This window comes from Paraburkholderia sp. CNPSo 3274 (assembly GCF_024206475.1).
Lineage (GTDB): Bacteria > Pseudomonadota > Gammaproteobacteria > Burkholderiales > Burkholderiaceae > Paraburkholderia.
Genome location: NZ_JAMBPR010000003.1, coordinates 160,708 through 173,092 on the forward strand (window position 1 = coordinate 160,708; position 12,385 = coordinate 173,092).

General features: G+C 66.3%; 12 protein-coding genes and 1 pseudogene. 10 read left to right on the top strand and 3 right to left on the bottom strand.

Going from position 1 to position 12,385, the window contains the following annotated elements; genetic code table 11:
* Window positions 1-57 precede the first annotated feature (57 nt).
* Both M3I54_RS03010 and M3I54_RS03015 read left to right on the top strand, forming a co-directional pair.
* Window positions 58-1,332: an MFS transporter gene (locus M3I54_RS03010; protein ID WP_254332909.1), complete on the top strand. Its 1,275-nt coding sequence runs from the start codon at window positions 58-60 to the stop codon at window positions 1,330-1,332.
* 49 nt (window positions 1,333-1,381) lie between these two features.
* Complete coding sequence (locus M3I54_RS03015) at window positions 1,382-2,500, top strand: malate/lactate/ureidoglycolate dehydrogenase (RefSeq protein ID WP_254332911.1); 1,119 nt, start codon at window positions 1,382-1,384, stop codon at window positions 2,498-2,500.
* Between the two features lie 23 nt (window positions 2,501-2,523).
* On the opposite strand, the gene M3I54_RS03020 is transcribed toward M3I54_RS03015, so the two are convergent.
* Window positions 2,524-2,937 (bottom strand): hypothetical protein, encoded by a 414-nt coding sequence (locus M3I54_RS03020; RefSeq protein ID WP_254332913.1) that lies wholly within the window; start codon window positions 2,935-2,937, stop codon window positions 2,524-2,526.
* Between the two features lie 110 nt (window positions 2,938-3,047).
* Between M3I54_RS03020 and M3I54_RS03025 the strand changes: the two genes are divergently transcribed.
* From M3I54_RS03025 to M3I54_RS03040, 4 genes are all read left to right on the top strand, one after another.
* Window positions 3,048-3,974, top strand: coding sequence for a LysR family transcriptional regulator (locus M3I54_RS03025; protein ID WP_254332915.1), 927 nt, complete (start codon window positions 3,048-3,050; stop codon window positions 3,972-3,974).
* Window positions 3,975-4,108: 134 nt separating this feature from the next.
* Window positions 4,109-5,317 carry a YbfB/YjiJ family MFS transporter gene (locus M3I54_RS03030; RefSeq protein ID WP_254332917.1) on the top strand — a complete coding sequence of 403 codons (1,209 nt, stop codon included), beginning with the start codon at window positions 4,109-4,111 and terminating at the stop codon, window positions 5,315-5,317.
* Window positions 5,314-6,594 carry an MFS transporter gene (locus M3I54_RS03035; RefSeq protein ID WP_254332919.1) on the top strand — a complete coding sequence of 427 codons (1,281 nt, stop codon included), beginning with the start codon at window positions 5,314-5,316 and terminating at the stop codon, window positions 6,592-6,594. Before M3I54_RS03030 ends, M3I54_RS03035 begins: the two co-directional genes overlap by 4 nt.
* A 29-nt stretch (window positions 6,595-6,623) precedes the next feature.
* Window positions 6,624-7,724, top strand: a complete 1,101-nt coding sequence (locus tag M3I54_RS03040) for a nitronate monooxygenase family protein (protein ID WP_254332921.1) — start codon at window positions 6,624-6,626, stop codon at window positions 7,722-7,724.
* A gap of 87 nt (window positions 7,725-7,811) precedes the next feature.
* Here the strand turns inward: M3I54_RS03040 and M3I54_RS03045 are convergent.
* Window positions 7,812-7,934 (bottom strand): annotated as a pseudogene (locus M3I54_RS03045) (RidA family protein); the annotation flags it as partial.
* A 132-nt stretch (window positions 7,935-8,066) separates the two neighbouring features.
* Between M3I54_RS03045 and M3I54_RS03050 the strand changes: the two are divergent.
* Both M3I54_RS03050 and M3I54_RS03055 read left to right on the top strand, forming a co-directional pair.
* Complete coding sequence (locus M3I54_RS03050) at window positions 8,067-9,023, top strand: LysR family transcriptional regulator (RefSeq protein ID WP_254332923.1); 957 nt, start codon at window positions 8,067-8,069, stop codon at window positions 9,021-9,023.
* A gap of 312 nt (window positions 9,024-9,335) precedes the next feature.
* On the top strand, window positions 9,336-10,295 hold the full coding sequence (locus tag M3I54_RS03055) for a hypothetical protein (protein WP_375542085.1): 960 nt from the start codon (window positions 9,336-9,338) through the stop codon (window positions 10,293-10,295).
* A 90-nt stretch (window positions 10,296-10,385) separates the two neighbouring features.
* On the opposite strand, the gene M3I54_RS03060 is transcribed toward M3I54_RS03055, so the two are convergent.
* Window positions 10,386-10,745, bottom strand: a complete 360-nt coding sequence (locus tag M3I54_RS03060) for a hypothetical protein (protein ID WP_254332926.1) — start codon at window positions 10,743-10,745, stop codon at window positions 10,386-10,388.
* A gap of 194 nt (window positions 10,746-10,939) precedes the next feature.
* Between M3I54_RS03060 and M3I54_RS03065 the strand changes: the two genes are divergently transcribed.
* Together M3I54_RS03065 and M3I54_RS03070 are read left to right on the top strand one after the other, a co-directional pair.
* Window positions 10,940-12,010, top strand: coding sequence for an MBL fold metallo-hydrolase (locus M3I54_RS03065; protein ID WP_254332927.1), 1,071 nt, complete (start codon window positions 10,940-10,942; stop codon window positions 12,008-12,010).
* A 22-nt stretch (window positions 12,011-12,032) separates the two neighbouring features.
* Window positions 12,033-12,296: a hypothetical protein gene (locus M3I54_RS03070; protein WP_254332928.1), complete on the top strand. Its 264-nt coding sequence runs from the start codon at window positions 12,033-12,035 to the stop codon at window positions 12,294-12,296.
* Window positions 12,297-12,385 lie beyond the last annotated feature (89 nt).

Here is a 12,385-nt window from a genome sequence, read left to right on the forward strand (position 1 = left end):
TTCGAACAGGCGCCACTCGACGCAGAGACGACGCCACATTCAGAAGGAGTGCTTTCCATGAAGGAAAAATCGCGCTGGCTGGTCATTTTCTTCTGTTTTCTGGCGATTGCGGTCAACTACATCGACCGCGCCAATCTCGCGGTCGCGGCGCCGCACATCATGAAGGACCTCGGCATTGGTCCTGCCGCCATGGGGTTGCTGCTCAGCGGCTTCTTCTGGACTTACGCCGTGATGCAACTGCCGTATGGCTGGTTCGTCGACCGGGCCGGCGCGCGCATCGCGTTGCCGTTCGCCGTGGGCTGGTGGTCGGTGTTCACCGCGGCCACCGCGGTAGCGGGCGGCTTCGCGGCGATGTTCGGCTGCCGGCTTATGCTGGGCGCTGGCGAGGCGGGGGCGTATCCGTCCTGCGCGAAGCTCGTTAGCCAGTGGTTCTCGCGCGAAGAACGCGCGCTCGCCACGAGCATATTCGACAGCGGCTCGCGCGTGGGCTCCGCACTCTCGCTGCCGCTCGTCGTCGCGATCATGGCAGCGTGGGGCTGGAGAGCGTCGTTTGTGATTACCGGCGCGCTCGGGCTCGTGTGGATCCTGGGCTGGGTCGTGATGTATCGGGAACCTGAGGCGCGGGCCGCACTCGATCAGCCGCGCGCCCCCGTGCCGGCTGCCGCCTCGATACGCTGGAGCGGGTTGTTCCGCTACCGCACCGTGTGGGGCATGATGCTGGGCTTCTTCTGCCTGAACTTCGTCATTTACTTCTTCATAACGTGGTTTCCGAGCTATCTCGTGGAGGCGCGCGGTTTCTCGCTCAAGTCGCTTGGCACGCTCGGTACCTTGCCCGCCATTGCCTCGATACCTGGCGGCTGGCTGGGTGGCTGGCTTTCCGATACGCTCGTGAAGCGCGGCTGGAGCCTGACTGCCGCACGCAAGACTTGCATTGTCGGCGGCATGCTGCTTTCGTCTGTGATCACGCTCACCAGCGTTGTTCAGGATGTCTATGTAATGCTCGCGTTATTCGCGATTGCCTATGGGAGCCTCGCGGCTGCGGCGGCCAGCATCTGGTCGCTGCCTGCCGATGTCGCGCCCACGCCGCGGCACGTCGCCTCGCTGGCGGGCATTCAGAACTTTGCGTCGAATCTTGCAGGCATCGCGCTTACGACGTTTACAGGCGTGATGCTGCAGCTCACACGCGGCTCGTTCACCATTCCGCTCGTTGTCGCCGGCGGGTTTTGCGTGCTTGGCGCAGTGAGCTATCTTGTGATTGTCGGACGTGTCGAGCCGCTCCAGGCACCCGAGGCCAGCGGCGTCGACGAACCGGCTTACGCGCCGCGCGCGTAAGCACGTAAGCGCCGCCTTTTACTCCGCTGCCACACACAGGGTCACCTACATGTCGAATGCCACTGCTGCAAAAGGTTCGGAAGTCGTTATCGAGGCTCGCGCGCTGCACGCCTTCGTCGTCGCCATCTGGCGCGCGGCCGGCAGCGAGGCGCGCGAGGCGGCGCTGGTTGCCGATCATCTCGTCGAGGCTAATCTCGCCGGGCACGACTCGCACGGCGTGGGCATGATTCCACGCTATATGCTGTCGTGCCGCGAAGGCGAGCTCAAACTGAACGCGCACGCGCAGGTCGTGCGCGACGCGGGTGCGGTGCTCACGATCGAAGCCGCGCGCGGCTTCGGGCAAGTCACGGCGTTTGAGGCGATGGAGCACGGCATCGAGCGCGCGAAGTCGCTCGGCGTGTGTGCGCTCGGCCTGCGCAATGCCCATCACATTGGACGGATCGGGCACTGGGCGGAGCAATGCGCGCGCGCCGGGCTCGTGTCGTTCCACTTCGTCAATGTCGCGGGCGATCCGCTCGTCGCGCCGTTCGGCGGCATCGACAGGCGCTTCGGCACCAATCCGTTTTGCGCGGCGTTTCCGCTCGAGGGCCGCTCGCCGCTGGTGCTCGACTTCGCGACGAGCGCGATTGCCGCGGGGAAAGTGCGCGTGGCCTACAACAAAGGCGTGGATGTGCCCGCCGATGCGCTGATCGACAGCGACGGCCGCCCCACGCGCGATCCGGGCGCGCTGTTCAGCGATACCCAGCACGGCGCGCTGCGCGCGTTCGGAGGCGCGGTGGCGGGCCACAAGGGTTCGGGGCTCGCCGCGATGTGCGAGATTCTGGCGGGCGCGCTCTCGGGCGGCTTCACCACGCGCGAGCAAACCATCGTCTCCACACACGCGATCGTCAATTGCATGACGTCGGTGATCGTCGATCCAGCGGCGTTCGACGCGCCCTCGCGCGAGCACGAAGCGCTCGCGTTCGTCGAATGGCTAAAGGCTACGCGGCGCGCGGCGGGTGTCGATGAGATCCTGCTGCCCGGCGAGCGCGAGGACGCGACGCGGCGTAAGCGCGAGGCGCAGGGCATTCCCGTGGATGCGACGAGCTGGTCGCAGATTGTCGATGCCGCGCGAATGGCGGGCGTGCCCGAGGCGGAAATCGCGGCGTGCGAGTGTCGCTCGCGCTAACTCCCCGACCAACTGCGTGCCGCTCACTCGTCGCACTTCACCTCGTTTTTGGGCGCGACGATGATCACCGGGTAGGTTCCGCGGTCGAGTTCGACGCGCACGACGATAGCGGTGGTGGCAGGGTCGCTATCGTCGTACACGCTCACCTTCTCGTTCTTCAATAGCGTGACGCCCGTGCAGCCGGACGCGTGACTGTCGTCGTCGGCGATCTTGCATTGAATCTCGTTGTCCTTGAGGTAGCGAATGCGGTCGCGGTCCGGCGTGGCCAGATAGTCGCGCACGCTTGGCGCCGAGCCTGCAACGCCCGTCACATAACCGATTGCGCAGTCGCGCTTCGAATTCGAAGCGCCCGACGACGTTTGGGCAAGGGCGGGCGTGGCGGCCAGCGCCATGGCAGCGAGGGCAGCGAGGATTGGCGAGAGGGTGAGGCACTTCATGAGTGATCGTTTGCCGCAAAAGTGGAAGCGCCGATTTTAACGCCTGCGCGTAATCCGCTAAGATCGACGCGGAATTCACAGAGCAACGCGACCACCAGCCAAAACGCGCAATGGACAGAATCGACGCCATGAAGGTTTTCGTCGCCACGCTCGACGAGGGGAGTCTCGCGGGCGCGGGCCGCCGGCTGGGCCGCTCGCCCGCGGCGGTGAGCCGGGCCATTGCGTTCCTCGAGGAGCACACCGGCACGCCGCTCCTGTACCGCACCACACGCACGATCCGCCTGAGCGAGGCGGGCGAGCGTTATGCGCTGGCGTGCCGGCGGATTCTCGCCGATCTCGAAGAAGCCGACCTGCTTGCCGCCGACGAGCGTTCCGCGCCGCGCGGGCTGCTGGGCGTAACGGCGGCGGTGGCCGTGGGCGAAGAGGTGCTGCGCCCGATGATCGAGGAGTTCATCGAGCGCAACCCCGAGGTGTCGATTCGTCTGCACCTGCTCGACCGGCCCGCGAGCCTGATCGACGAGGGCATCGACGTGGCGTTGCGCATTGCGCATCTGCAGGATTCGACGCTCGTCGCCATTCCGGTGGGCGACGTGCGGCGCGTGGTGGTCGCCTCGCCCGACTATCTCGCCACGCATCCGGCCATCAAGGCGCCCGCCGATCTCGCGAGCCATCCGATCATTTCGATGACGCATTTCGGGCTCGACTCGTGGAGCTTCCCGGCGGCGCGCCAGACCGCGCTGCCCCAGGTCGTGCAGTTCTCGCCGCGCTTCATCGTGAATACGATACGCGCGGCGCGGGCTTCGGCCGTGGCGGGGCATGGCGTTACGCGGCTCTTTTCCTATCACGTGGCCGAGGAGGTCGAGGCGGGCCGGCTCAGGATCGTGCTGCGCGACAGCGAGCACGCGCCGCTGCCCGCGAATCTGGTCACGCCGCACGGGCGCCTTTCGGTGCCCAAGGTGCGCAGTTTCGTCGATTTCGCCGCGCCCCGGCTGCGCGAGTACTTCGAGCAGGCCCGGCGTATTACCGACGCCGATTGAGCGAAATTCGCCCATTCGTTCGCGATGCGGAAGAATGACTTCCGTACCGCATCGATTCTCTCGCCGCGTGATCTAACCTAGACTGGCTCCCATGTTCAGCGGGTGCTTCATTGCATCCGTTCCCGGGAGTCGCAATGCATCAAGCCGTCTCGAATCCGTCCGCGCGTGCGACCTACAACGTCTGGCGGGGCACGCTCGCCGGGGCCAGCGCGAGCCTCATCGGCATTGGGCTCGCGCGTTTTGCCTATACGCCGTTGTTGCCCGCCATCATCGGCGCGCACTGGTTCCCCGCCTCGACGGCCGCCTACCTCGGCGCCGCAAACCTGGGCGGCTATCTGGCCGGTGCGCTGCTCGCGGGCGCGATGGTCCGCGCCGCCAGGCCAGCCACTGTGCTGCGCGCGATGATGCTGCTCGCGACCCTCGCCTTCGTCGCCTGCGCGGTGCCCGTCTCCTTCCTCTGGTTTTTCGTTTGGCGCTTCGCCTCGGGCCTTTCGGGCGGCGCGCTGATGGTGCTCGCCGCACCCACGATCCTCGCGCACGTGCCGGCGGCGCGCCGCGGCTTCGCGAGCGGCGGCATCTTCACGGGCATCGGGCTCGGCATTGCCGCTTCGGGCACGATCGTTCCGATTCTGTTGCGCCAGGGCCTGACGGCCACGTGGCTCGGACTCGCCGTGGTCTCGCTGCTGCTCACGGCCGTGGCGTGGAACGGCTGGCCCGAGCACGGCGCGCCGGCGCACGCTCACGCGCCTTCGCGCTTCGAACACGCCAAGGCTTACCCTCGCGCGAAGCTGCGTGCGCTCTATGCCGAATATGGGCTGAATGCCGTGGGGCTCGTGCCGCACATGATCTTCCTCGTGGATTATGTGGCGCGCGGGCTGGGCCGCGGCGTGGATGCGGGCGCCGAATTCTGGGTGCTGTATGGCATTGGTGCGATCGTCGGCCCGCTCGCGGCGGGGCATCTCGCCGACCGCGCGGGCTTCGGTCCGGCGCTGCGCGCCGCGTATCTGGTGCAGGCCGTGGCGGTCGCGATTCCGGCGCTTGGCATCTTCGGCCCGGCGGGGCTCATGGTCTCGGCGGTGCTGGTGGGCGCATTCACGCCCGGCATCGTGCCGCTGGTGCTCGGCCGCGTGAACGAGCTGCTCGCGCACCATCCATCCGCCGTGAAGGGCGCGTGGAGCCGCGCCACGACGAGCTTCGCCGTGATGCAGGCGGTTGCCGCCTACGGCCTGTCGTTCGTGTTCTCGTCGAGCGGCGGCAATTACCTCGTGTTGTTCGCCATCGGCGCCGCAGCGCTCGTGCTTGCGCTCTTTGTCGATCTCTTCTCCGCGTTGAGGGCCAGGTGAATACGACCGTTTCTTCTCCCGCGGCTGCGCTCCGGCAGACAAAGCCGCAGCCGCGCGGCTACTCGGAGCGCAATGCGCAGTACTGGCGGCGCAATCTCGTCGTGTGCGTAATCGGCTCGTTCACCACGCTCGTGAGCCTCAGCATGCTGCTGCCGTTCCTGCCGCTCTACGTGCGGCAGCTCGGCGTGACCTCGCAGTCCGCCGTGATCCAGTGGTCGGGCGTGGCATTCGGCGCGACCTTCCTCGGCACGGCGCTCACTGCGCCCGTCTGGGGGCGCCTCGCCGACCGCTATGGCCGCAAGCCCATGCTCGTGCGCGCGGCCATCGGCATGGCCGTAGTGATGTCGTTGATCGGCGTGGCGCACAATGTGTACGAGCTCGTCGCGCTGCGTCTGATCGCCGGTCTCGTGGGGGGCTATGCGTCGGCTTCCACCGTGATGGTCGGCACCCAGGCGCCGCGCGAGCGCGCGGGCTGGGCGCTCGGCATTCTTTCCACCGGCGCGCTCGCGGGCAATCTCGTCGGGCCGCTGGTGGGCGGCATGCTGCCTGGCTGGATCGGCATTCGCGGCACCTTTTTCGCCGGCGGCGCGATGATCGCGCTGGCGGCGCTCTTGACCATCTTCGTGGTGAAGGAAGAGTTTCATCCTGAAAGCGACGCGAAATCCCACGCAAGCAATAGGGCGACGGGTTCGGGCAGCGACGCGCGCCGTCCCGACTATGCGGTCGTGGCCGCGCTGCTCGTAACGGCGATGATGGTGCTGCTCGCCAACATGTCGATCGAACCTGTCATCACGGTGTATATCGGCAGTCTGGGCGTGGGCGCGGCGCATCTCGCGCGCGTGGCGGGCGTGGTCATGGCATGCTCGGCGCTTGGCAGCATGCTCACGGCGGCGCGCCTGGGTGCACTGGCCGACCGCTTCGGGAGCTGGCGCGTGATTGTCGCCTGCCTCGTGCTCACGGGGCTCGCGATGGTGCCGCAAGCGTTCGTCACACACTGGTGGCAGCTCGCGGGCCTGCGCGTGGTGATGGGCATGACGCTCGCGGGACTTTTGCCTTCCATCGGCAAGCTCGCGCGGCAATCGGTAGACGAAAGCAAGACGGGCCGCATGCTCGGCTATCTGCAATCGGCGCAATTCAGCGGCCAGGTGGTGGGGCCGGTGATCGGCGGCGTGATCGGCGTTCACTTTGGTCTGCACGCCGTGTTCTTCGTGACCGGCGCGCTGCTGGTCGCATGCGGTGGACTCGCGCACTGGGCGCAGCGCCGCGCTCACGCTTGAAACTGGAACGCATCCGGAGGGAACGCAACATGAGCACTCAAGTGGATCAACGGGCGTTGCTGCGCTCGCTCGGCATTCAGAAGCCGATCATTCAGGCGCCCATGGCGGGCACCACCACGCCGGCGCTGGCCGCCGCCGTGTCGAATGCAGGCGCGCTGGGCTCGCTGGGCGTGGCCGCGATGAGCGCGGAGAACGCGCGCCGCGCGATCCACCAGACACGCGAGCTGACGGCCAAGCCGTTCAACATCAACGTGTTCTGCCATCGCCCGGCCACGCCCGACGCGGCCGTGGAGCGCGCGTGGCTCGACTGGCTCGCGCCGGTGTTCGAGCAATACGGCGCAACGCCGCCGCAATCGCTCTCGGAGATCTATACGAGCTTTGTCGTGGACAAGGCCATGCAGGCCATGCTGCTGGAAGAGAAGCCGGCGGTGGTGAGCTTCCATTTCGGCCTGCCGTCCGATGCAGTGATTGCCGAACTCAAGCACGCCGGCATCCGTTTGTTTGCGAGCGCAACGAATCTCGACGAAGCGGCTGCGGCGGTGGAGGCGGGCGCGGATGCGATCGTCGCGCAGGGCGTGGAGGCCGGTGGCCATCGCGGCGTGTTCGATCAGAATGCCCGCGACGATGGCCTCGGCACGTTTGCGCTCACTCGCCTGCTGGTGAGCGAATTCGACGTGCCCGTGATCGCGGCGGGCGGCATCATGGACGGCGCGGGCATTGCGGCCGTGCTCGCGCTGGGCGCGCAGGCGGCGCAACTGGGCACGGCTTTCGTGGCCTGCCCGGAGAGTGCCGCCGACGAAGGCTATCGCGCCGCCCTGCTCGGCGACGCCGCGCGCCATACCACGTTCACTTCGGCGATCTCGGGGCGCCTTGCGCGCAGCATCGTCAACCGCTTCACTGCGCTTGGCGAGGACCCGAAGGCGCCGCGCATTCCGTCTTATCCGATCACGTACGACGCGGGCAAGGCGCTGATCGCGGCTGCGAAGGCCAGGGGCGAATTCGGCTACGGCGCGCAGTGGGCGGGCCAGGCCGCGCCGCTCGCGCGCGCGTTGCCGGCGGCGGAACTGGTGGCGCAGCTGGAGCGTGAGACGCGCGAGAGCATCGCACGGTTGCAGTCGGTGTGGGCTTGAGCGGTATTTAATCAACGCAAACGAGAACATCGGCACGCGCGATGGATGCGCGTGCCGATGTTCCTTTACGTGGCGGAAAAGACGGGTTCAGGCCGGCAGAATCTGCGCGATCACGACGAGTTCGATGGGCAAATTGACGGGCAGTTGCGGATGCGAGAACGCGGAGCGCGCGTGCCCGGCCTTCTCGCCGAGCACGGCAGCGAAGAGATCCAGATCGGCAAGTTTTTGTTCGACGGACACGATGTTCTCCTCGAGTGGTGACGAGTACTCGCTTCATGTGGGACCCTTCAGAATAGAACTAAAAGATCAGGCGCGAACAGAAGCAATCAGGAGAAAACGGGCATGCAACGCAAATTCGACGATTTGCTGCTGGGCAGCATTGAACTGTTCTGCCAGGCGGCGGAGCTGGGCAGCTTCACGCTGGCGGCCAATGCTGCGAGCGTCACGCCCGCCGCGGTGAGCCGATCCGTGGCGCGGCTCGAAGAGCGGCTCGGCGTGCGCCTGTTCGTGCGCACGACGCGCCAGATCCGCCTGACCGATGCGGGGCGGCGTTACTTCGAACAGTGCCGCCAGGCGCTCTCGCAACTCGTGGACGCCGAGCGCGAAGTCACGGGCGAGCAGACCACGCCGGCTGGCGTGCTGCGCATCAGCATGCCCACGCCCTACGGGCACTATCGCGTGCTGCCGCTCTTGCCGGCGTTTCGCGAGCGCTATCCGGAGGTGCAGGTCGACACGCATCTGAGCAACCGCAACATCGACTTCGCGGACGAAGGCTTCGACCTGGCGATTCGCGGGCGCGCACCCGCCGATTCCAACCTGGTGGCGCGCAAGCTGGAAGACGCGGAGATGGTGGTGGTGGCAACGCCCGCTTATTTGAAGCGCGCGGGCGTGCCCAAGACCGTGGCGGATCTGCAGTCGCACGAATGCATACAGTTCGAACTGCCAAGTAGTGGGCGCCATCTTGCGTGGACGTTCGACGGCAATGCTAGTGAAGATGGCGATGTGATCACGAGCGGAAGTTACGGAACGTCGGGCGACGCGCTCGCCGGCGTGACGCTCGCGCGCGCGGGGGCGGGGCTCTTCCAGACGTATCGCTTCGTGGTGGCGGACGACCTGCGCGAGGGCAGGCTCGTGGAAGTGCTGCGCGAGGACGGCGGGCGTACCCGGCCGTTTATCCTGCTGTATCCGCATGCGCGGTATTTAACGTCGCGCGTGCGGGCGTTTGTGGATTTTCTGGTGGAGCAGCTGGCAGCGCCCGCGGTTGCGCCGAAAGCGCAAATCGGAACGGCGAAACGTTGAAGCGCGCTCAGCGGAATAGCCTCGCCTCTGGATCGTTTACGCAAAACGCGGGGCGCGCGAAGCATGGTGCGTTCACTGGCCGCGCGAGTCGTCCTGGCGTTCCGGACCGTCCCCGCGAGAAGGAGGTGTCAGATGGAAGCTTCTCGCTCGTTGTCTGCATGTCGTTCTTACTTCGGCAGGAGCCGGGTTGCGTTCGTGCCGCGACTGCGTCACCTGGCGTTGGGCGCCGGGCTCTTCGCCCTTTCGCTGGGAACGGTCCGCGCCGATGCCCAGGAGGCGATCCTGCCGCCGGCGTTCGCGACTTCGTCGACCGTGCCGTCCAACGGTGACGTCAATCCGTATGGCATTGCATTCGTACCGGTCGGCGTGCCCTCATGGAGCACGCTCAAACCCGGCGACGTGGTGGTGTCCAACTTCAATGCGCAATCGAATCTGCAAGGCACCGGCACGACGATCGTGAAGCTCGTTCCGAACGGCCAGCCGGTGACGTTCTTCCAGGGAGCGCACCTCGGTCTCACGACGGCGCTCGCCGTACTGAGAAACGGCTTCGTCCTGGTGGGCAACGTGCCGACGCCCGACGGCAAGAACGTCACCGCGCCGGGCTCGCTTCTCGTCATCAATCCGCAGGGCCGGGTCGTCAAAGAACTGAAAGATGCGCGGCTGCTCGACGGCCCCTGGGACCTCACCGTGATCGACGGCGGGCAGATCGTGAAGGTTTTCGTCTCGGACGTGCTCAATGGCACCGTCGCCCGGATCGACCTCGCGTTCGGAGAGAACGGCGTGACGGAGTTGCCGTCCTCGACGATCGTTGCGTCGGGCTACATGCATCGCACCGATCCGGCTGCACTGGTCGTCGGCCCGACGGGCCTCGCCTATGACGGCCAGCGCGACGTGCTCTACGTCGCCTCGACGGGCGACAACGCGGTGTTCGCCATCTACGGCGCGGCGGGTGCGAATCATAGCGGCGGAATGGGGAGGCTGATCTATCAGGACAACACCCACCTGCACGGACCGCTTGCCCTTGCGCTCGCGCCCAACGGGCATCTCGTCACGGCCAACGGCGACGCCGTAAACCCCGACCCGCAACAGCCCAGCGAGATCGTCGAATTCACCGTGGAGGGCCAATTCGTCGCGCAGATGTCTGTCGATCCCACGGCGGGTTCCGCGTTCGGGCTCGCATTTGGCATGAACAGCGCGCACCACTCGCAGTTTGCCGCCGTAGACGACAACACCAATTCGGCAACGGTCTGGACGTTGCGCACGGGTGACTGATCGACAGCAACGCAACGTCACGACCCACGGCTCGCTCCGAAGCACGGGGTGGGCCGGGTCATGTCAATCGATTAGCTAACCGAAATAATGTCAGGGCTTCACGGTGTGCCACATACCTTTGAAGCCGTCGCCGTTCATCTGGCCGGCGTGCGTGTCCTTCGAGTAGCGATAGAGGGGGTGGCCCTTGTAGGTCCATTGATGCTTCGCGTCTTCGGAAGCGATGAGCCCCCAGTCGCCGCTGGCCTTGTCGTAGGGGTCGGCGAGCGCGGCCGGCCACATGGTGGCGCACGCGCCGGCGCAGGCGCTTTTCCCTTGTACCGTATCCTTGTCGAACGTATAGAGCGTCATGCCGTCATCGTCGACGACCATGCCGTTGGCCACTTTCGGCGCTTCCGCGAACACCGCAATGGGCAGAAAGCAAGCCATGGCGCACAACAAGATTCTGGTCATGATTTCAGTCCTTGTAAAAGCCCCGCCGGGATATGTGATAAACGGCTGACGGAGGGCTTTCTTCCATTTTCGATTCTTTCGTTCGTTCGTTTCCGAACAAACGCGGCTAGTTCGCGCACGTCGAGCAGCCGGGCCGAAACCGGATGCGGCATACTGCAAAGCGAACCACGCGTTTGCCAGGACAGAGAGCCGCGATGATCTTTCGCCAGCTTTTCGACCCCGTATCGTCCACCTATACCTACCTGCTCGGCGACCCCGAAAGCGGCGAGGCGCTGCTGATCGACCCGGTCTACGAGCAGGTGCCGCGCGACCTCGCGCTGTTGCAGGAACTGGGCCTGCGCCTGCAGGCGACGCTCGATACCCATGTGCACGCCGATCATGTCACGGGCGCGTGGCGCTTGCGCGAGCGCAGCGGCAGCCAGATCGCGCTCGCCGAAGCGGTGGGCGCCGAGGGCGTGAACCGTCCGCTGCGGCACGGGGATCGCATCGCCTTCGGCAAGCGGTATCTGGAAGTGCGCGCCACGCCCGGCCACACTTGCGGCTGCCTGACCTACGTGCTCGACGACGCGAGCATGGCCTTTACCGGCGATAGCCTGCTGATACGCGGCTGCGGCCGCACCGATTTTCAGGGCGGGAGCGCGGAACAGCTGTTCACTTCCGTGCGCGAGCAGATCCTCTCGCTGCCCGACGACTGCCTGCTCTACCCGGCGCACGACTATCGCGGCATCACGGTCACGAGCGTGGCGGAGGAGCGCCGCTTCAATCCGCGCCTGGGCGGCGACGTCGATCTCGGCGACTTCGCGGGCTACATGCACAACCTGAATTTGCCTCACCCCAAGCAGATGGCCGTCGCGGTGCCCGCCAACCTGCGCTGCGGCAAGCCCGAAGGCGACGCGCCGATCCAGGAAACGCCCGACTGGGCGCCGCTCACGCTGCGCTTTAGCGGCGTATGGGAAATCGAGCCCATGGCGCTGCTGGAGCATGCGGCGACGCTGCAGATCGTCGACGTGCGCGAGGCGCCCGAGTTCATCGACCATCTCGGCCATCTGCCCGATGCGAAACTGGTGCCGCTTTCGCAACTGATGGCCCGCATCGACGAGCTCGATCGCGATCGGCCGGTCGTGGCGGTGTGCCGCTCCGGCGTGCGCTCCGCGCAGGCAAGCGTATTGCTGACCAAGGCGGGCTTCGGCAGGGTGGCCAATCTCGCTGGCGGCATGTTGCGCTGGAAGGCCGAGGGATTGCCCGTTGCGCCGTGCAGTCCTTGATGACGCCCTGGAGGAGACGAACATGACAGCCCACGACTTCGCCGAGTTCTCCTGGGACGAACAGGAAGACGTCAAGGCTGTGCTCGCGAGCCGGGGGCTCGACCTGGGCGAGTTTCGGATCTCGGATAACGAGAAAACCGCTGCCGCGGGCGAGCGCGCGGCGATCCGGCAGGTTTCCGTCACACGGATCGCCAACGGCAAGACGGCCATCTACGACACCGACCACTTCGCCCCGTGGATCACGGATTTCGATGAGGCGCTGCAGGCCGGCGAGTTCGACGACTGAACCCGGTTGAGCAGGCCCTGACAACATCGAGGCCACGCTCCGTCGTCCGCGCATGGCTGGCGTACACTCGTGCCCTTGGGAAAGGAACC